Annotated in this window: 16 protein-coding genes; 11 read left to right on the plus strand and 5 right to left on the minus strand. The window is 59.1% G+C overall.

The window, feature by feature from the left end; all coding sequences use genetic code 11:
• The first annotated feature begins 139 nt into the window (after positions 1–139).
• The 8 genes from GJT30_13015 to GJT30_13050 all read left to right on the plus strand — a co-directional run bounded on the left by GJT30_13015 (position 140) and on the right by GJT30_13050 (position 8,732).
• On the plus strand, positions 140–1,207 hold the full coding sequence (locus tag GJT30_13015) for a radical SAM protein (GenBank protein ID MSM40529.1): 1,068 nt from the start codon (positions 140–142) through the stop codon (positions 1,205–1,207).
• 88 nt (positions 1,208–1,295) lie between these two features.
• A complete protein-coding gene (locus GJT30_13020; protein ID MSM40530.1) occupies positions 1,296–2,732 on the plus strand; it encodes an NAD(P)-binding protein in 1,437 nt (478 codons plus the stop codon).
• 47 nt (positions 2,733–2,779) lie between these two features.
• The gene (locus GJT30_13025) at positions 2,780–4,105 is read left to right on the plus strand and encodes a ResB-like family cytochrome C biogenesis protein (protein ID MSM40531.1); all 1,326 of its coding nucleotides are present in this window, start codon (positions 2,780–2,782) and stop codon (positions 4,103–4,105) included.
• Positions 4,098–4,928 (plus strand): cytochrome C biogenesis protein ResC, encoded by an 831-nt coding sequence (locus tag GJT30_13030; protein ID MSM40532.1) that lies wholly within the window; start codon positions 4,098–4,100, stop codon positions 4,926–4,928. The genes GJT30_13025 and GJT30_13030 overlap by 8 nt, the downstream gene beginning before the upstream one ends.
• Positions 4,929–4,961: 33 nt before the next feature.
• Positions 4,962–5,960: a hypothetical protein gene (locus tag GJT30_13035; GenBank protein ID MSM40533.1), complete on the plus strand. Its 999-nt coding sequence runs from the start codon at positions 4,962–4,964 to the stop codon at positions 5,958–5,960.
• Positions 5,920–6,687, plus strand: a complete 768-nt coding sequence (locus GJT30_13040; GenBank protein ID MSM40534.1) for a sel1 repeat family protein — start codon at positions 5,920–5,922, stop codon at positions 6,685–6,687. The genes GJT30_13035 and GJT30_13040 overlap by 41 nt, the downstream gene beginning before the upstream one ends.
• Positions 6,688–6,710: 23 nt before the next feature.
• Entirely contained in the window at positions 6,711–7,061 is a 351-nt protein-coding gene (locus GJT30_13045; protein ID MSM40535.1) for a hypothetical protein, read from the plus strand.
• A gap of 159 nt (positions 7,062–7,220) precedes the next feature.
• Positions 7,221–8,732, plus strand: a complete 1,512-nt coding sequence (locus tag GJT30_13050; GenBank protein ID MSM40536.1) for a radical SAM protein — start codon at positions 7,221–7,223, stop codon at positions 8,730–8,732.
• A gap of 111 nt (positions 8,733–8,843) precedes the next feature.
• On the opposite strand, the gene GJT30_13055 is transcribed toward GJT30_13050, so the two are convergent.
• On the minus strand, positions 8,844–10,025 hold the full coding sequence (locus GJT30_13055) for a hypothetical protein (protein MSM40537.1): 1,182 nt from the start codon (positions 10,023–10,025) through the stop codon (positions 8,844–8,846).
• Between the two features lie 561 nt (positions 10,026–10,586).
• On the opposite strand from GJT30_13055, the gene GJT30_13060 reads away from it, so the two are divergent.
• On the plus strand, positions 10,587–10,883 hold the full coding sequence (locus GJT30_13060; protein ID MSM40538.1) for a hypothetical protein: 297 nt from the start codon (positions 10,587–10,589) through the stop codon (positions 10,881–10,883).
• Positions 10,884–11,041: 158 nt separating this feature from the next.
• Positions 11,042–11,374: a hypothetical protein gene (locus GJT30_13065; GenBank protein MSM40539.1), complete on the plus strand. Its 333-nt coding sequence runs from the start codon at positions 11,042–11,044 to the stop codon at positions 11,372–11,374.
• Positions 11,375–11,387: 13 nt separating this feature from the next.
• Here GJT30_13065 and GJT30_13070 read toward each other — a convergent pair whose 3' ends face one another.
• Positions 11,388–12,494 (minus strand): DUF362 domain-containing protein, encoded by a 1,107-nt coding sequence (locus GJT30_13070; protein MSM40540.1) that lies wholly within the window; start codon positions 12,492–12,494, stop codon positions 11,388–11,390.
• 245 nt (positions 12,495–12,739) lie between these two features.
• Between GJT30_13070 and GJT30_13075 the strand changes: the two genes are divergently transcribed.
• Complete coding sequence (locus GJT30_13075; GenBank protein MSM40541.1) at positions 12,740–13,477, plus strand: response regulator; 738 nt, start codon at positions 12,740–12,742, stop codon at positions 13,475–13,477.
• A 215-nt stretch (positions 13,478–13,692) separates the two neighbouring features.
• On the opposite strand, the gene GJT30_13080 is transcribed toward GJT30_13075, so the two are convergent.
• The 3 genes from GJT30_13080 to GJT30_13090 form a co-directional block, all read right to left on the minus strand.
• Entirely contained in the window at positions 13,693–16,509 is a 2,817-nt protein-coding gene (locus GJT30_13080; GenBank protein MSM40542.1) for a GAF domain-containing protein, read from the minus strand.
• A gap of 246 nt (positions 16,510–16,755) precedes the next feature.
• Positions 16,756–18,600: a TIGR04442 family protein gene (locus tag GJT30_13085; GenBank protein ID MSM40543.1), complete on the minus strand. Its 1,845-nt coding sequence runs from the start codon at positions 18,598–18,600 to the stop codon at positions 16,756–16,758.
• Positions 18,601–18,666: 66 nt separating this feature from the next.
• Positions 18,667–19,425, minus strand: a complete 759-nt coding sequence (locus GJT30_13090) for an MBL fold metallo-hydrolase (GenBank protein ID MSM40544.1) — start codon at positions 19,423–19,425, stop codon at positions 18,667–18,669.
• Between the last annotated feature and the right edge of the window lie 122 nt (positions 19,426–19,547).

A 19,547-nucleotide genomic window follows, 5' to 3' on the forward strand; every position in this document is an offset into this window, starting at 1 on the left:
GCGTTTTCGACCCGCCACAGCACCGGCCGTCCGGTGGTGCGGGGAAAGAGCCGGCCATGGCCGTTTCGCAACATAGAACGGGCAGGTACTGTCCGCATGCCGCGCACCATACCGGGGACGCGAGCAGGAGGTTGTCATCTTGACCGGTCCCACCGTCATCTTGAAACTGATCAGGGTCTTCTGGCGCATGCGGCGGCTGAAGCCGACATTCGTCAGTTTCAATTCCCTGAACGCCTGCAACCAGGCCTGCCCGATGTGTGCGGTCTGGCGCCGCGGCGGCGAGATGCTGACCGTGCAGGAGATGGCACCGATCTTTGCCGACCTGAAGTGTTTCGGGTTTTTGGTGACGGAAATATCGGGCGGCGAGCCGTTTCTCCGTGAGGATATCTATGACATCTTTGCCATGCTGGACCGGCTCGGTTTCCTCTATACCACGGCGACCAACGGCACCCTCTTCACGCCGGAGGGGATAGAGCGGTTGAGCAGGGCGCACGGGCTCCTGCAACTGGCCGTCAGCATCGATTCCCTCGACCGGGAAACCTATGCGCGCCTGCGCGGACGCGACCTGCTGCCGACCGCGATGCAGAACCTGGATCTGCTCATCGCCGCCGGCCTGCATGTTCCCCTGAAGGTCAACCTGGTCATGAATCGCATCAATTACCGGGAGACCTTCGATTTCCTTGCGTTTGCCAGGGAGCGGGGGATCTATTTGTCGGTCTTTCCGGTCAACCAGGGGGAAGGGTTCTTCCACCGCCACAGCGATGCCCAGTACAAGGCATCGCCGGAGGAGCAGCAGGAGATGGCCGCCATCTTCAGGGAGCTGGCCAGGCTGCGTCGCGCCGGGGAGCCGTTGTGGGAGTATAGCGGCTTCTACGAGCAGGCCGCGGATTATCTGCTCGGGCTGCCGGTCGGCTCCTGCGATGCCGCCGGGCTCTATATCGATCTGAACGCCGACGGGCAGGTCGCGGTTTGCCTCGACCGCGAAGGAGTGGGGGATGTCCGCAGCACGAGCATCGCGGAACTCTGGCAGACCCTGCAGGGCGAACGGGGGCAGATCAGGGCCTGCCAGGAAGAGACCCCCTGTTTCTACACCTGTACCTATAATATCTCCATTACCGCCCGCAACGAGGCGGCGTTCCTCTGGGAAACGGCCCGAGTCAGGCTGCGTCGGGCCATGGCGAAGCGTTTCCGGCGCCGGCAGCCATGAGGCCGGGAAACCATTTGCTGCTACTGGACGGCTGCTCCGGCCGGGGTGCCACAAGGAAGCCATGAACAAGGTGCAACTGCGCAAAGGAATGGAGGTGGTGGTCATCGGCGCCGGGCCGGCCGGTTTGACTGCCGCCCATGCGCTGACCGCCAGGGAGGTCCCGGCCGTCGTTTACGAACAGGACGGCCAGGTGGGGGGGATCGCCAGGACGGTGGAGTACAAGGGGTTCCGCTTCGATCTCGGCGGACACCGGTTCTTTACCAAGCAGCCCCTGATCCGCAACCTCTGGCAGTCGCTCCTGGGGGACGAGCTCCTCACCCGGCCGCGGTTGTCGCGGATCTACTTTGAAGGCCGTTTCTACGACTATCCGCTCAAGCCCCTCAATGTGCTGCGCAACCTCGGGGTAAGCACCAGCCTGCGGGCCATTGGCAGCTATCTCCGGCGCAAGGTTCGGCCGATCACCCCGGAGACGAGCTTTGCCGACTGGGTCACCAATCGCTTCGGCGACTGCCTGTTCGAGCTGTTTTTCCGGGCCTATACCGAGAAGGTCTGGGGGGTTCCGTGCACGGCCATCGGTGCCCAGTGGGCTGCCCAGCGTATCCGGGGACTGTCGCTTCGGACCGCGGTGCAAAACATGTTTGCGCCGCGGCGCGCGGGTACCATACGCTCGCTGGTGGAAGAATTCCTCTATCCGCGCCTGGGGCCGGGGCAGATGTGGGAGGCCCTGGAGGAAAGGATCAGAGCACAGGGCGGGACGGTTTGTCTCGATAGCAGGGTGACGGGGATACACCATGATGGCAGTAAAATCACTGCCCTGGAGGTTGGACGGGCAGGGGGAAGAGACCTGCGACGGGTCGATGCGGTGATTTCCACCATGCCGCTACGGCACCTGATCACCGCCTTTCAGCCCGAACCGCCGGTAGCGGTGGTTGCTGCTGCGCTGCGGCTCAAGTATCGGGACTTCCTCACCGTGGCGCTCATCGTCGATGCGGCCGAGCTGTTTCCTGACAACTGGCTCTACATCCACGACCCGTCCCTGCGGGTCGGGCGGGTCCAGAACTATAAGAACTGGAGTCCGGCGATGGTTCCCGATCCGTCCCTGACCTGCGTGGGGATGGAGTACTTCTGTCGTGCCGGCGATGACCTCTGGCGCATGGACGACGACGGACTGGTCGATCTGGCGACGCGGGAGCTGGAGCGGATCGGTATTGCAGAGGGCGGCCTGGTCCGGGAAGGTGTGGTGGTGCGGATGCCGAAGGCCTATCCCATCTACGACGAAGGGTTCGATGCCGCGCTCGCGACAATAAGGGAGTACCTGGAGCGGTTCGGGAACCTGCAGGTGGTCGGCAGGAACGGCATGCACCGCTACAACAACATGGATCATTCCATGTTGACAGCCGAGCTGGCTGTGCGTAATCTGTTCGGAGAGCGGCACGACCTGTGGGGTGTCAATGCGGATGATGATTACCACGAGCTACAGAGCGACTTCACGGCAGGTGCTGCGGGTGGGGTCGATGACCCATAACTCCCTTTTCTCTACCGGCAGGGCTTGCCGGGTTTCTGCCGCATGACATGAATTCCATCAAGCGATTTTTCCTCTCCAGGATTACGGTCCTTTGCCTCATCTGTCTGGCGCTCGCAGCCATCACCCTTGCGGCACTCGTCCCCCAGTCCTTCATGACCTCCCCGGCGGATATGGAAACGTGGCAGGCTGCCCACCCGCTGCTCGGCCGCTGGAGCGACAGCCTGGGGTTGCACCGGATCTACACCCACCCCGGCTTTGCGTTCATCCTGGCCGGTGTCGTGATGTCTCTGGCCTTTTCTACCTGGGAACAGTTCATGAAGGCGTGGCGGCTGAGCTTTGCCCGGCGGGAGATGGCCGACGGCGCCATTTTGCGGACAGCCCTTGCCGGGGATCTGGCAACGAAGAGGCTCCGTAGTCAGGGGTATCTCCCCGTGGGGGAAAACGCAGGCGTCAGCTACCTGGTTCGGCATCCCTGGGGGTATTGGGGGAACTCCCTCTTTCATCTGGGCATGGTGCTGGTCATTGCCGCCTCCCTGCTGGTCGCTCTCACCCAGCAGCGGGGCGTTCTGCAACTCGGCGAGGCAGAGACGCACGAACCGACGGCTCCCTGGACCGATGAAGAAAAGGGGCTTTTGGCCCGCAACTTCACGCTGCCCTGTCCGATCCGTCTCGATCGGGTCACCTACAGCTTCTGGCCGAACCATGGGGTGAAAGAGGTGGCCTCCACGCTCACCTTCCTGCCGGGCAACAATGTCGAAGACGTGCGATCCGTGCACATCAACTCCATCCTCACCTATCAGGGGATACGGATCTACCAGGGGATGGAATTCGGGCATGCCTTCTACGTGGAAGTGGAAGGGCCGGGCATCCGAAAGGAGGTTTTCCAGCTTATGCTGGAGCGGCAGAAGGCCCCAGAATTCCCCAGTTACAACAGGTTCAGGAATGTGCTCGGCAATGATGCCCTGCTGCGGGCCAAATACTACGTCGATGCTGAGAAAAAATCCTTTGCGCGGGTCGATCCGCTGCTGGTGCTCAGGGTTGATCAGGGGGGCCGTGAAGTGGGCCAGTTGCCGCTGCAGATCGGCGGCGAGGGGAGCATCGGTCCCTACCGGTTCCGCCTCATCAGGTTCAGTCCCTGGTCGCGATTGATCTTCGTCAACCTCTCCGGCATGCCGGGCGTCTTCCTGGGGTTCCTGGTGATCTGTCTCGGCGGGATCTTCCATTATTTCACCCCTCCCCGCGAGGTAATGGTCTGCCCATGCCCTGACGGAGGGTCTGAGATCAGGTGGCGGGCCACCAGGTTCGCGACGTTTTACACCGACGAGTTTGCGGCGATACGAGCCTCTCTGGAGGCGGAGGAGCGGAATGGATAGGCAGACGGCAGCATATGTTCTCCTTACCTGGCTGGCTGTTTTCTGCTACGTGGTGGGAACCATCACCAATACGGTCGGGGTGATCTTCGAAAAGAAACGGGCCGAGCGGGGCAGTTACGGCGCGGCGCTCGTCGGGTTGGCACTCCACGGAGCAGCGCTCCTCTACTGGTGGCAGGTCGTCGGACATGGACCCTATATGGCACCGAGCGAGGTTCTCTCCTCGGATGCCTGGATAACCATGGCTCTGTTCCTGTTCTTTCTCCGGGTCTATCCACGGGTGAAGCCTGCCAGCATCATTGTCTTCCCGGCGGTTTTCCTCATGATTGCCCTCTCCACCATGTACAATCCCGGCATCAGGTCGCTGCCGCCGACCTTCGGCAGCATCTGGCTGGTGTTCCATATCGCCTTCTACAAGATTTCCCTGGCAACACTGGTCGTGGCCCTTGCGTTTTCCCTGTTTTATCTCAAAAAGGGCGCCCGGTCATCGGCCCCCTGGCTTGAGCGCCTTCCCGAACCGGCGAGCCTGGACCTGTACGCCTACCGTTTTGCCGGATTCGGGTTCATCTTCTGGGGAATCGCCATGTTGGCAGGCTCCATCTGGGCTTACAAATCCTGGGGGCGGTACTGGGGGTGGGACCCGGTGGAGACCTGGTCGCTCATCACCTGGCTCATCTTCGGCGTCTATCTCCACATGCGCCGCTTCTTCCGCCTGAGCGGCACGCGCGCAGCATGGTTTTTCGTTTTCTGTTTCGTGATGGCGCTGGTATCCCTGTTCGTTACCTCACACATGGGGAGTTCGATCCATGCGGAGTATTTCAAGTAGCGGCGCGACAGCCCTCAGGGCGTGGTGGTCGCCATGAAGCGCAGCTTCTGGATTATCGGGTTTCTGCTGTTTGTTGCCGGCGGTGCAGCGGGATTTTTCCTTGCCAGGAGCCTGGGAAGCGAAGCGGCATCCCACCGGCACCACACGTTGCGTCAGGCCGGGTACCGATACACAAACCCCCTCCTGGAGTGCGAAATCGCCCAGGAGTATATCCAGTCGGGACCGCTGGGCTCCATGAAGCAGAAAGTCGCGGCCCTGATCAGGGAAAAGGTCGCTGCGGGGGATGTCCAGGACGTTGCGGTCTATTTCCGCGACCTGCATGACGGCCCCTGGTTTGGCATCAACGAGCAGGCGGAATTTTCCCCGGCAAGCCTGATGAAGATACCGGTCATGATCGGCTATCTGAAGATGGCCGAAACAGACCCCGGTCTGTTGCACCGCCGGTTCACCTTTGACGGCGGCGAGGACTGGACCGCCATGCAGAACATCAAACCGTCTGTGACCATAGAACGGGGAAAAAGTTACACGGTCGATGACCTGTTGTTCCGGATGATGGCTTACTCGGACAATAATGCCTGGCATCTGCTCTTCGAAAACATCGATTACCACTACCTGGACAGGATCCTGTCGGAAGTTGGCGTCAGTTACGACCCTGACAAGGAAGAGGACCTGATGACGGTGAAGTCGTACTCTTCTCTGCTGCGTGTGCTCTATAATGCCTCGTATCTCAGCAAGCCGCTGTCGGAAAAGGCCCTGGAACTCCTTGCCCACGTGGAATTCAAGGATGGGATCGTTGCCGGAATTCCCGCCGGGGTGCCGGTGGTCAGCAAATATGGCGAGCGGACGCTGGGGAGCGGCAATGAGGTCAAGCAGCTTCATGAGTTCGGGATCGTCTATTACCCGAACAACCATTATCTCCTCGGCATCATGACCAGGGGGAACGATTTCGCCCGACTTGCCGGTGTTCTGAGCGACATTTCCAGATTGATCTATGCAGAGGTGGACCACAATGCCCATACGACCCGCAACTAGCCTGCCCGGACTGCTCGCCTGCCTGCTGGCGGCGATTCCGGCGGTATCTCCCGGCGTTGCCGATGCAGGCGTCTACGAAGGGGTGCGGTATTACCAGCAGGGGCGCTACAGCAGCGCCCAGCGGGAGTTCTCCAAGGTGAAGTCCCCTGCTGAACTCCACGGGCTCGCAACGGTCTATTACATGGGACAGGGGATACCCAAGGATCGTGCCGAGGCCTTCCGCCTCTATCTGAAGGCTGCCGAGAAAGGGCACGCCCCTGCCATGGTGAGCGTTGCCAGCATGTGCTACTATGGCGAGGGGGTGGCAAAGGATGTCAGGGCTGCCTTTATCTGGTACCTGAAGGCTGCCGGCCAGGGGGTGGCCAAGGCCCAGTACAATGTGGGCTATCTCTACCAGAATGGCGAAGGGACGGCGCGCAACCTGGCAGAGGCCGCCCGTTGGTACCGGAAGGCGGCGGACCAGGGGTATGCGGCGGCACAGAACAATCTTGGCCTTATGTATTTCAATGGCGAGGGTGTCAAACAGGACAGGAAGCTGGCAGCAGAGTGGTACAGCCGTTCTGCGGAAAAGGGGTATGCCCGGGCCCAGTACAACCTGGGGCTCATGTACGCAAGCGGCGACGGGGTAAAGAAAGACAGGGCAAAGGCAAAAACCTTGCTGCGCAAGGCAGGGGAGCAGGGAGTTTCAGAGGCGTCAAGTGCCCTGAAGAGCCTTGGCGGCCAGTGACCGACAGATACAAGGAGAACGGCGTGAAGTTTTCAAAGGCAGCGATCGTCCTGAACGGGTTCATTCACGATTTTACCACCGGCTACTGGCTTTCGTGCATCATCGCCATCTATCTGCTGGACGGTTTCCAGGCACAGTACCCGGCCGTTGCGCCAATCCTCAACCATCTCGAACGTTTTTTCTTCTGGAACTCCATCGGAGCGGTGGTGGTTATCCTTGCCACCGGAGCTGGCCGGACCTTTACCTATGTTGACAATGTCTATGGTGAAACCACCGAGAAGGTGCGGCGGAACATGCTCATCCTCAAGCATGTGATCTTGCTCTCGCTCTTTGGCGCCGGTGGCTACTGGGCGTACCTGATGACCTTCCGGTAATGCCGCGGCCCCTGTTTTACCGCGATCTGTCATTGTTTCTGAAAAATGCAGACAAAACAGGATAAATACTTTAAACTGATACGCATTATGCCGATACGGGCATGAAGCTGGCGTAAAAATTGCTTTATGGCGGTGGAACCGCAAACCATAAAGGAGAAGTTGATGAGTATCAAGCGTATTGCCCTGATAACCCCTCCGTACCATTCCGGTGTGGTTGAATCTGCCGGCACCTGGCTGAATGTGGGATTTGTCTACATTGCCGGTGCTCTCAGGGCAGCAGGTTTCGAGGTCGATTATTACGATGCCATGTCGCTCTGGCACAAGTGGCCGGAAATCAGGAAGCGGATCGAGGATTTCCGACCGCATGCCATTGCCACCACTGCCTATACCGCCTCCATCGTTGATGCGATCAAACTCTGCCATTTTGCCAAAGAGATTGACCCTGCCATTGTCACGGTTGTGGGGAATGTGCATGCGACCTTTGCCTATGACGAGATGCTCTTGGCCGATCATGCCGGCATCGATTTCATTGTGCGGGGTGAGGGTGAGGTAACGCTCCCTGAGCTCCTTACCTGCCTCAATGCCGGAGACGACCCGGCCAAGGTCGAGGGATTGGCCTTCTGGCGCGATGGTGGTGTTGTCGTGACTCCGAAGCGCGCCTACATCCATGACCTGGATGCTCTCCCCACTGCGTGGGATCTGGTGGAGTGGCCCATCTATACGTACCGGGCCAAGAAAAACGCACGTCTTGCCATCGTCTCCTCATCCCGCGGCTGTCAGCAGCAATGTTCATTCTGTTCCCAGCAACTCTTCTGGTCCCAGTCCTGGCGGGCGCGCTCTGCTGAGAATTTCGTTGCCGAACTGGAGATGCTCAGCCAGCGGTTTGGCGTCGAGGTGGCCATGCTCTCCGATGAGATCCCGACCTTTGACCGGCAGCGCTGGGACAGGATCCTCGATCTCATGATACAGCGGCAGGTTCCGGTGAAGCTCTTGATGGAGACACGGGTGGATGACATCCTTCGTGATGCCGATATCATGGACAAATACCGCCTGGGTGGGGTCGAGCATATCTATGTCGGCGTCGAGGCGGGCAACCAGGAGACCCTGGACCTGTTCAAGAAGGACACCAAGGTCGAGCAGTCAAAGCAGGCCATCGATCTAATCAACAATGCGGATATCGTGTCTGAGACCTCTTTTGTCCTCGGCATGCCCAACGATACGCCGGAAACCATAGCCGAAACCGTAGAACTGGCCAAGCACTACAACCCGGACATGGGGTTCTTCCTGGCCATTGCGCCGTGGCCGTACTCCGAGCTCTACCCTGACCTGGAGCCCTATGTGGCGACCAGGGACTATCGGAAGTACAATCTGGTGGAGCCGGTCATCAAGCCGAAGAACATGACCCTGCAGGAGCTTGAGCGGGAGCTGGGGCGGGCATCGCAACAGTTTTACATGCACAAGTTCAAGCATCTGCACGAACTCTCCCCGTGGAAGCAGGAGTTCATGCTGGCAGTGCTCGACCTGCTGATCAACCATTCCTATCTTGCCGGTCAGATGAAGGCAGCGATGAAGGATGGGCAGGAGATGCCCGAAGAGGTGAAGCAGCTCCTCAGGGCTGTCAAGGGGTACCGTGCTACCCAGGCTCCCCAGACCATTGCGCCGATCCCCTGAAGCTGCCTGTCTGCGGCAATCCCGAACGAAAACCCCCATCACTATACGAGTGATGGGGGTTTTTTGTCGGCTATGCCTGGAGATGACCTGTTCGAGTTGAGGCAGTAAGATTCATGGGGTTGTCATGATGGTGTGTATGTCTGCCCAGTCGACGCTGACCTTCGGTTTCCGGGGCATGCCATCGCGCTGACCCTTGTCTGCCATGCCGATGGCAAGCACAATGGTCTCTGTCTGCGCCGGCATGAGCTGGCGCGGTCCCCATTGAAGGAACATGACCCGGTTGTCGCGGCTGGAGAGGGGAATCCTGGCAGATTCGTCGCTGATCTCCCCTTCCTTGTTGGAAAAGTAGACCAGGTCCGGTCGCAGATCGCCGAGCCATTCGATAAAATTGGCCATTTCGGAAAAGGGGCCGTGTTCTCCCAGAACGACCGGATTGCCATGATCGTACATGCCGGCGAAGTTGTGGCGTGTGGGGTCCACCGTTGCCTCGTAGTGATACAGCCGATCCTGTACCCAGCCGACATTTCCCATCGATGATCCGTAATCCCCTACCCATGGCTCGTCTCCGTAAACAAAGAAGTAACCGGTCGGTTGCGTGCCGATATTCCGTATCCTGGTGACCAGGATGAAATAACGGTCGCCGGCGCGATAGAGCATGAAACGTTCGATTTGCACCGGCACATGGTCGATCACGGTCCGGTGGCTACTTTGCAGCATGATCTTTTTGCTGGTTGCATAGCGTATTTTCGAGTCGAGGTACTCCCAGTTGGAGGGGAACTGAAGCCTGTCGGGCGAGTTGCTGCCGGCAATGGCCTCATTGGCATTGCACCAGATATGGTACCAGTGCGAGTTGTTGTAATAGGCGACCCCGGTTTCGTTGAGCTGTACCTTGCTGCTTTCATAGCGGGAATAGGGGAGCCCGCCCCCGACGAATAGTCCGCGCGGGACCGTGTCGTTGCTGTCGCGAAACCTGCTGAAGCAGACAATGAACCGCGATCCGTCCGCGGCAAAGCTCTGGACAAAGCCATGCCCCCATTTCCGGTTCCACTGGTATGTAAGATATGCCTCGTGCGAGGATGATTCCGGCAGATGGCGGGAGAGGAGGTGGAACGTGCGCAGGTCGGCCTTGAACAGTACCCGCTCAAACTCTCCCAAAAGCACATCGTCTTTCAGCTCCAGAAGCTTGCCGTGGGTGCCCTTGAGGATATAGATCCCTTCCAGGTCTCCATGAATAGTGATGCGAACCGTTGCCGCAAGGGCTGCCAACAGCAGCGACAGGCCAACCAGGCTCATCAGCAATGGTTTTTTGGAAAATGATTGCAAGCGGCGCATTAATTTCTATCAGGTTCTGTGGCGGTGGGGTGTTTTGATCCATATACAATAATGTGGGTGTTTTGATCTGTAAAGCAGATTCTCCTGTCGTCCCGCTTCCTCTCCCCCAAATTAATTCAATTGGTTGGGAGCTCATTATCGCTTTTAAATTAGTAATATATAATTGAATGTGGTCAAAGGGGCTACGCGATTTAACGAAGGTCTCCGTCACCCTTTGAGGGATATCGCGACCATTGCTGGCGACCGGTCGGGGATTCTCTTCTGGCATGGCAGAGACACGAGGCGGAATCGCATGTAATTCCGAGTCCCGATAAATAATGGTTTGCTGTGCAAAGAAATAATGATTTCAGGTGATTGTTGGGAGTACCACCCCGGGGGGGTGCCCCGTGCAGTCCGGTTGCCGGTTGCATCTCGCGTGCAGTCTGTTGTCGGCGTGGCACTTTAACTGCTTAGTTATTTCTGCGGCAAAGTATTTTGCGCGAAATGGCGGGCTATGGTTTGCGATCTAATGTGTGCTTGATAATGAAAGGGCGGTTTTTCAGACCACTGGTCTCCCTGGCCGTGGTGTTCTCCATCTCCTTCGGCATGTTGGGGCAGGTAGCCACAGATGCCGACGGCATCAGGCATATCGAGCGTACGTGCGCTGCAATTGAAGAAGGGATCAATCAGCTTTCTCCTGCGCCGGCGATTCTCGTCGGTAATCTCGTCAAGGTTGTCTACTCTCCCCGTTTTGACAGACTGCTGCAGCACCGCGCTCAGGAGGACGGTTCGAGTGTTGCCGTAGCCTGCCGTTTGGCTCGCGCCTCTCCGCTTGGTTGACAATCAAGGCGTGAGGCGTCGGGACTGATACGGTGGGCCATTCTGGGAGCGCCCGCCGTTTTCAGTGTCTGCTGAATGGGAAATCCGGGATACGGAGCCGAAGGGAACATACGCAGCTTCGGTGGATTTGGCTGACAGAGCCAAAAAGGAGCAGCGCGATGAGCAACAAACATAGTGCAATCATCATAAAGAGTCAGACACTGTCGATTATCGAGGATACCTATCTGCTGGCGGCACTGCTCACCTTTGATCCAAGTATTTCCTATTATCCGAAAAAGGACAGTACCGGGAACGTTTCATTCGAAGTAAAAGGGAAGATATCCGACAAGATGGAACTCCTCTATGCCGGGGAGACGGCACCGCTGAAGACCTATATAGCCAATCTGAAGAGTCTCCGTTCGGCGATCTTCGCCCTGAAAAACAGCCGTGACAAGAAATCGGAGAGGAATGATCGGTCCCAATTCAGGGAAAAGGCCATTGCCTCTGAATGAGCGGGACTGGGGATCAGATCCTGACCAGTTCGTAGGTCCGGCTCCCCAGCCCCATCTTCTCGGCATGGTTCAGCTGCGTCTTCCAGTCGATATCGGGATAGACGCCGTTGAACTTGTCGCCGCCCGGTTCGTGACCGCTCTTCAGCGCGGTGCCGGCGTTCCCCTGGGCGTTGTTCACCAGGTCGGCGCAGGCCTGGTCGATCGCCACCGGGTCGGTGGAGGCGCAGATGCCGATGTCGTTGACGATGGGGGCATCGGCAAAGCCATAGCAATCGCAGGCCGGTGAAACCTGGGTGATGAAGTTGAGGAAGACGGTTTTGTCCTGTTTTCCCGTGACGGCGCCCAGGGCATGCTCGGCCATCTTCTGCATGACTAGGTCGGACGCCTCATTCCACTGGATGTTGATCGCCTTCTGCAGGCAGGCGGTGATACAGCGGCTGCAGCCGACGCATTTCTCCGCATCGATCCGCGCCTTTCCCTCGATAATGGCAATGGCGTCGTGGGCACAGGATTTGAGACAGACGCCGCAGGCATTGCAAAACCGCTCCGCCACCTTCGGTGCAACCGTCGAGTGTTGCACCATCTTTCCCATTCTGCTGGAACATCCCATCCCCAGGTTCTTGAGTGCGCCGCCGAAGCCGGTCAGTTCGTGGCACTTGAAGTGGGAAACCGCCACCAGGGCATTTGCCTCGACGATCTCGGCCCCGATGCTGACCTTTTTGAGGATCTCCCCGGGGATGGGTACATCGACGGCCGTCTGGCCGCGCAGACCGTCGCACATGATCAGGGGAGCATTGACCACGGCATAGGCAAAGCCGTTTTCAATGGCGCAGGTAAGTGCTGAAACCGCTTCCTTCCGTTCGCCGGGATAAAGGGTAGAAGAATCGGTGAGGAAGGGGAGCGCGCCGCATTTTCTGATCTCGTCCACCACCCGGCGCAGAAAGATCGGACGGACAAAGGCGTGGTTTCCCCGTTCGCCGAAATGGACCTTCACCGCAACCAGGTCGCCCGTAGCGACCCGCTCCTGCAGCCCTGCCTGGGCCAAAAGCCTGGCGATCTTGCCGAGAAGATTCTCCTTGTGGCTGGTTCGCATATCCGCAAAAAATACCGTGCTCGCCATGATGCCTCCTTCGAGTGACGTAGCGAATCCGCAGATGCCCCGATTTGCTGGAAGAAACGTGTAATCTGCCTGCTATCCCATGAAGGGAACGCTACCACAAGGCGTGGCAATTTACAACGGTTCCCCTGCGGCCTCTAAAGTATGGTGGCGTCACGGCGATAAATATGGTAAGAGAGAGTCTATAGTCATGGGCCAGTCTTGAGTTTTCAGGGCTGCCCACATCTTGAGGGCAACAGGAGCGGTTCATGGAGCAGGTCACCGACCAGCGGGAACTCTGGATCATGGGGCTTGGAGAACGGCACGAGCGCGGTTCGATCGTCAGCGGCTATCTGCGTGCTGCCGGTTACGCTTCCCGGATCGCCGGCCCCGACGAACTGAAGGTGGAGCGACCGCTCGGCATTCTGCTCGATCTTTCCCCGTCATCTGCCGATGGCTGGGGGATACTGCTCGACCTGAAGAGCGACCCGTCAACACGCGACATCCCCATACTCCCCATGTTTCTCAGCGAGCTCGGCAAGGTGGGGGGGGTATTCCCCGTGGCCGGCTTCTTTACGCTCCCCCTCGATGAGGAGTACCTGCTCAACAAGCTCGCCGTGCTGGGGCTGACCGAAGACGTGCTGGACTACGACCTGCATGCGCTCATTGTCACCCGCAAGGGGGAAGAGAAACTGGCCAAGGCCTTTGAAGGGCTCGGGTTCGGAGTGGTGAATGCCTACACCGGCAAGGAGGCCCTGGCCCTGGTCACCACCTCCCATCCCTATCTGGTCTTTTCCATGCTGATGCTGCCGGACATCGGTTCCTTCGAACTCCTGGACCGGCTCCGGCTCTATCCCCAGACCCGCAATATCCCCTTCTTCGTCCTGATGAAGGACAGCATGAAGGAAGGGGAGCGCAACGCCATGAGCCGCGAGATCGAGCACCTGGTCCGCAAGAAGAGCCTCACCCAGGAGGAATTCCTCTCCTTCCTGCGCCGCCGCTCCTAGTAAGCTCCGGCATCCTGAAACCGGCAACGGCTATTGCTTCGCAATGGCCGTTTTTTCGTGATGATTGAACCGAAACAGCGACATGGCCATGGCGCCGTGAACCTCCCGGCCAGGGATTTTACGGCGCCATCTTTTGGGCTGACAAAGCCGGGGGGGATAGACGTTGCCGACCGGGTTCAGGTCGTAGCGAAATAGCAGACCGATAGGCTTTCGGGTCAGATCTTCACCGTCTTGTACAAAAAATTCTTGAATTTGAAGAACCTGCGCCGCTCTTCTTCGCTGTCGCCGATGTCGCCGGTGATGGCCTTGAGGTGGCGGGCGACCTGGGGCATCTGCTTGCCTGCCAGGTTTCTGCTCCGATCGACCACCAGCCGCACGGCATCGCGGGAGATGAGGTTCTGCGAGTACGGCTCGTAGACCGCCTCCCAGAAGTCCTTCCCCTTGTCGAGCTGCGCCAGGATCTCGTCGGCCACCTGTTCGGTCAGCGCCTGGCTCGCTCCCGGCGGGGCTTCGTACATGCCGTCGCGGATGGCACGCCGGATATCGTCCCCGGTGATCACGTTCCCCAGCCGGAAGAAGAGGGCCCGGAGCAGGATGCTCCGCAGTTCGCGGATGTTCCCCTTGTAGGAGTGGCCCATCAGCACCTGTTTCGCCTCCACGGAGAGGGCCGGCGGTGCCGATGCCTCCTGCTGCTCGCTCCGGTCGCGGTACGTCCGGTAGAGCTTGCCCAGGAAGTGGATGGAAAGATCGGGAATATCCTCGCGCCGGTCGTTGAGGGACGGTACCCGCACTGAGAGTTCCGACAGGCGATGGTAGAGGTCTTCGCGGAAATTCCCCCTGGCGATCTCCTCCATCAGGTTCTTGTTGGTGGCGGCCACCAGGAGGACCCTGCTGAAACGTTCCTGGTTCTCCCCCAGCCGGACGAAGCCGCCGTTGTCGAGAAAGCGGAGCAGTTGCACCTGGGTCTTCGGGTCGGCATCGCCGATCTCGTCCAAAAAGACGATCCCCCCCTGCGCCTCTTCCAGGATGCCGCGCCGGTCGCTGTAGGCACCGGTGAAGGCGCCTTTTTTGTGGCCGAACAGCTCAGAGAAGGTCAGCTCGCCGCTGTAGGCGGCGATATTGGTCTTTTTTACCGTCAATTCCCCGGTGGGGTTGATCTCCCGGCGGTACATCTCGTTCAGCTTGTTGTAGAGGTTGTTGAAGAAAAATTCCTTGCCGGCGCCGGTCTGGCCGGTGACCAGGATCGATGGCAGGCCGATGGTCGCCTCCTGCAGCACATTCTTGCTCCAGAGGACGATCCGGTTGAAGAGCGGTTCCGACACGGTATTGATGAAGTCGACGATCTCCTGGGCCTTGCGGCTGATGCCGATGATGTTCCCCAGGCGGTACGAGGATATCTGCGGGTCTTTGTAGGCGACGTCGGTCTGCAGCCGCTGGACCTCGCTCTGCAGCGTTTCGATCCGCTGGATGTCGGAGATGTGGCGGGCGGTGAGGCGGTCGATCAGCTGCAGGATCCGCTTGTGCTCCTCGGTGAAGAAATTCGCCTTCAGGGAGTTGAGGCAGATGACGGCGATGACCTGATCGTCGCTGATGATCGGGACGGCGATCTCGCTCTTGATGAGGTCGCTCATGGAGCGGTGGAAGCCGTCTCCGCTCCGCTCTTCCTCCACGTTGACGATGACCTTCGGCTCCTTGGCCCAGGCCACGTAGCCGGTCAGGCTCCGCTCTTCCGGCAACAGTTCGTACCCGCCGATCCGGAAGGGGGGGATATACTTCTTGAGCCATTCCTTGCTCTTGGCCCCGAGGATGTTCCCTTCCCGGTCTTCCACCACCAGCCACTTCTCCCCTTCGATCTCCTTGACCAGGGCGATGCTGCCGGTATCGGCGCCGATCAGTTCGGTAGCCTTGGAGAGGACCTTGCCGAGGAAGGGCTGCAGCTCTTCGTTCCGCTCCTGGAGCAGCTCGGAGATCTCGGCCAGGACCCTGATTTCCAGGTGCTCTCCGCCGATCTCGTGAATGACCCGTTCGACCATCTCGGCATGGGTCTGCAACAGCCCCATCTCGAAGTCGGAAAAACGGTAGACCTCCCGGGAGAAGTAGTTCACCAGGCAGATCACCCGCCTGGACTCCGGTGCATACCTCGGCACCACATACAGGGAGCGGAGCGCCATCTGGGCGGTCAGCGCCTGCTTCTGCAGGGTATGCTGGGTGAGATCCGGGATGAAGAGCGGGTGCAGCAGCCGCTCGTCAGTGATTACCGCCCGGTCGTCGATGTACCGCGAGATCAGCGATTTGCCCCGCTCCAGGTTGATGGCCCCGAGCTGATCGTACTGCAGCTTGAGGTCGCTCTGTTCGGCATGGCTGGCAAGGATCTCCAGCGACTGCCTGCCGTCGGGACCGGTCGTGGGAACCAGCACCGATGCCAGGGTGAGTCGGTCCAGGAGCCTCACCGCCGACTTGACCATGAAGCTTGCGGCCTCTCGCCGCTTGTACTCTTCCACCCGGCGGGCCAGCAAGAGGTGCTGGTGGTAGATGCGGGCATGGTCGATGTTGTCTGCCACATCGCCGATGAATTCGCTGAGCAGGGCCTTGGCCGGGCTTCCCAGATGGCTGGCCGTGATGTCGTGGTCGATGGCGACAACGCCGATGGATTTGCCGAGGCTGGTTATAGGGAGGAGCGTCGAGGAGCTGATGGCGCAGCGCTCGACCAGTTCGCGGTCCAGTCGCAGCACGTTCCTGCCGTCGTGGCGGAACTCGGCGGCATGCTGGGAAGCAAAGACCATGGACACCACTGCCTCGCCGGAGATGATCGGGAAGGTCGCCTCCTGCAGCTCGTCGGCATGGGGTCCCGAGACGTGAAAGCAGGTCAGAGTGCCGCGGGTCAGGTCCTCAAGGTAGACCCTGATCCGTTCCCTGCCCGAGACCAGGCTCACCCCTTCTGCCAGGGCGTGGAGCATCTCTTCGAGGTTTTCCTTGCCGAAATCGAGGATCTTGTTGCGGATAGTTGTCAGACGGGCTTTTGTGGAAGGCATTGCTGCTCCTGAGTAGTTATTCTACACAGTGAGCAGTGTAAGCGGGAAGCGCGAAGGTGTCAAGGGGAGATGGTCCGGACGGAAACACCGCACGAAGACATCGGAAATGGAGGATTTTTTTCCCTGGCAAGGAAATCAAGGGATTGCGCGGAGGCGTAGTACCCACAGGGCATAAACAGCGCTACGCCGCACAAGGAATCCGCGGATTGACACCGCCAGGGCGAAAAAGGGACGTTTCCGTAGAAACTAGTTGAGCCCCTTCCTGATCTGGTACAGGTCGTCCATGTTCAGGTCGTTGATCTCGAAGTACTCCCGTTCCAGCTCTTCGACATAGAACCGGTCGAGCCCCGAGTTCTCCAGGAAGTCTTCGCGCAGGGCCAGGTCCTTGGTGGCGATGATCTGCGGCAGCAGGCTGTGCAGGTAGATCGCCTCCTTCTTGATGGTCAGGATGGTCTCGTGGAACAGGTGGTCGGGGATCTCTCCGGTGATCAGCTTCTTGTGGCGGAGCTCCTCGGTAATCTCCTGCTTGAGGGTCTCCTGGTCGGCTTTGGAGGCGTATTTGGAGTAAAAGTTCCTGATCCGGTCCCGAACATGGGTGAGAACCGTGATGAAGGTCCGTTCTTCCCTGTCCAGGCCGATCAACTGGGCCAGGAGTTCGTCGGTGGTCATCCGCTTCTCATCCACCAGCTTGAGCCCCTTGAGCAGGGTGGTGAGCTTGTTGCGCCCGTATTTTCCGAGATACTTGTTTTCGACGATGCCGCTGACAAAGAGTTCCTCGAACAGCCCGCGGCGCAGCCTGTCGAATTCGTGCCTGTTCCCCAGAAGGCTCCGGATCATCTCCTCGGTGATCCGGACGTTTTCCATGAAGGCGAGCTGGTTGAAGATCGACGAGGTGGAGTCGTAGCGGTCGAAGAAGGTGATGATGTAAGAAAAACCCTCCAGGATCGAGGTATCCGCACCGTCGCGGATCTTCTCGTCGCAGAGCTTGCTGGCATCCAGCAGGATCTCCTCGAAGGCGTGTTCGCGGTTTTCCGTGGCCTTCTGCTTGGCGAACAGCAGCTTGATCATGTCGTCCCGGTCAATGGTGCTGTCGATCTGCTGTTCGGTCAGGAACAGCCCTTCCAGAATTTGGCGGGTCTCGGAGATGTACTCGTTTTCTTCCAGGACAACGACCTTCTTGTCCTTCTTGAGCATCTCGTCCAGGGTGTAGAAGAGGGCGCCTGGGATCTTGTTCCGCACCGACAGGGTCTTCAGCCGGGTCAGACGGGCATTTTCCAGCTTGTTGATCTCCCCCTTGTTGTTGCAGGAGGTGAGGATGTTCTTGTATTCGTCCACGATGCGGCGGTTGTCGGGATGTTTGTACATGACATCGATACGGATCCGCTCCTGCTGGTAACGATCGATGCCGTGCCTGACGGCGAGCTCAGACAGGCTGGCGAAATCGTCGTCGGCAATCTTCTTGTTGCTGAAGTAGAGGCGTTGGAAGCGTTGGTGGTATTCCTGGTGTCTGAGATTGACCAGTTTGAAGAGGAAGAGCTGGGCCGAGCTGTCGGCGAGGAGGGAAAGGATCTCGTCAATGATCCGGTTGTCGTCCCCATCCCCCACGGCCGGCGACCGCTTGATAGCCTTGCCCAGCAGCCTGAGGAGCTGTTCCTGCTGCTGCCGAATCGGGCCGCCGAGGCTTGCGGAGTTGATGAAGAAGAAGTAGTTGCAGACGGCGTTGCCGTCGAAAAAGATCTTTTCGAAGCTCAAGGTCCCTTCGGTGCGGTCGCTAAATGCCAGCGTCCCGGTCCCTTTGTCGTAGCTGGCTCCGTACAGCACCAGCCGGTTGATGACCTCGCTCTTGGCCAGATCGGCCAGCGGCTGGTCCACCCCGAACATGTACTCGCAGAACGAACCGCCATTGCCGCGGTGGGTGATGCCGTCCCCTTTGACGATGAACTCGCTCCCCGGAGCAAAGACCCGCACCCCGCCATTGCCCGCCTCGTCGATGCTGAAGAAGAAGCGGCGGTGGATATCGGCGCCGGCGGCAATCAGGTAATACTCGATCAGGTTGTCGGTCACGCCGTGCAGGCGGATGTCCTTGGGCATTGCGTTCATCCTCGGGTTGCTGGTGAAAATAATACTGAACCGTTTCGGTTATGCAAGGCTCTTTCGTCAGTCGAGGTCAACAATCATGCCGTCAAAGGCGAAAGAAACGCCGGAGGGGAGACGTGAACCGTCGCGGTGAGCCACTTCATGGGTCAGATGGGTGAAGAAGGCCTGCCTGGGGCGGAGCTCTGCCACGACTTCGAGTGCGCTGGCGACATTGAAGTGGTTCTCATGGGGTGAGTACCGGAGGGCGTCGATGATCAAAACCTCCAGACCGGCCAGGAGCGGATAGGAGGAGGCGGGGATTGCGCTGCAGTCGGTGAGATAGGCGGCATCGTTGAAGCGGTAGCCGGTGGTGGGGTAGGGGCCGTGCAGGAGCGGGACGGGAGTGACCTGGCAGCCGAACAGCTCGAACGGCTGGGTGATGACGTGAGGGTCCATCAAGGGTGAGTAGCCTTCAACCTCCATCCCCTTGAAAATGTAGGGGAAACGGCTGGAGATGGCCGTGATGGTGTAGGCGTCGCCATAGCAGGGGATTATCTGGCGGTGGATGAAATGGAATCCGCGCAGGTCGTCGATGCCGTTGACATGGTCCGAGTGGGAGTGGGTGAACAGGACCGCATCGATCCGGGGGATGTCTTCGCGAATTGCCTGCTGCCGGAGGTCGGTGGCGGTGTCGACGACGATATACCTGCCGTTCTGCTCTATGAGGAGAGACGGACGGGTACGTTTGTCGCGGGGATCGTCTGAGGTGCAGACCGGGCAGTGACAGCCGACCATCGGGATGCCGGTGGAGGTGCCGCTTCCCAGGATGACCAGTTTCATCGCAGGCTCCTGGCTGGCTTTGACGAAAGATACCACGAACCTGGGGGGCAGGCAAGGGGAATGCCCCTGCCCGGCATGTCTGAAAGCTGCTGCTGTGGCCCCGGAAGCGACGCGTTGCCGGC

The sequence above is a fragment of the Geobacter sp. genome, from assembly GCA_009684525.1.
GTDB lineage: Bacteria > Desulfobacterota > Desulfuromonadia > Geobacterales > DSM-12255 > Geoanaerobacter.

What these genes read in the sequence shown, in the direction of transcription:
- GJT30_13020 (MSM40530.1), top strand. Translation starts at nt 1,296, where the DNA reads ATGGAGGTGGTGGTCATCGGCGCCGGGCCGGCCGGTTTGACTGCCGCC.
- GJT30_13025 (MSM40531.1), top strand. Translation starts at nt 2,780, where the DNA reads ATGAATTCCATCAAGCGATTTTTCCTCTCCAGGATTACGGTCCTTTGC.
- GJT30_13030 (MSM40532.1), top strand. Translation starts at nt 4,098, where the DNA reads ATGGATAGGCAGACGGCAGCATATGTTCTCCTTACCTGGCTGGCTGTT.
- GJT30_13035 (MSM40533.1), top strand. Translation starts at nt 4,962, where the DNA reads ATGAAGCGCAGCTTCTGGATTATCGGGTTTCTGCTGTTTGTTGCCGGC.
- GJT30_13040 (MSM40534.1), top strand. Translation starts at nt 5,920, where the DNA reads ATGCAGAGGTGGACCACAATGCCCATACGACCCGCAACTAGCCTGCCC.
- GJT30_13055 (MSM40537.1), bottom strand. Translation starts at nt 10,025, where the DNA reads ATGAGCCTGGTTGGCCTGTCGCTGCTGTTGGCAGCCCTTGCGGCAACG.
- GJT30_13060 (MSM40538.1), top strand. Translation starts at nt 10,587, where the DNA reads ATGAAAGGGCGGTTTTTCAGACCACTGGTCTCCCTGGCCGTGGTGTTC.
- GJT30_13065 (MSM40539.1), top strand. Translation starts at nt 11,042, where the DNA reads ATGAGCAACAAACATAGTGCAATCATCATAAAGAGTCAGACACTGTCG.
- GJT30_13070 (MSM40540.1), bottom strand. Translation starts at nt 12,494, where the DNA reads ATGGCGAGCACGGTATTTTTTGCGGATATGCGAACCAGCCACAAGGAG.
- GJT30_13075 (MSM40541.1), top strand. Translation starts at nt 12,740, where the DNA reads ATGGAGCAGGTCACCGACCAGCGGGAACTCTGGATCATGGGGCTTGGA.
- GJT30_13080 (MSM40542.1), bottom strand. Translation starts at nt 16,509, where the DNA reads ATGCCTTCCACAAAAGCCCGTCTGACAACTATCCGCAACAAGATCCTC.
- GJT30_13085 (MSM40543.1), bottom strand. Translation starts at nt 18,600, where the DNA reads ATGCCCAAGGACATCCGCCTGCACGGCGTGACCGACAACCTGATCGAG.
- GJT30_13090 (MSM40544.1), bottom strand. Translation starts at nt 19,425, where the DNA reads ATGAAACTGGTCATCCTGGGAAGCGGCACCTCCACCGGCATCCCGATG.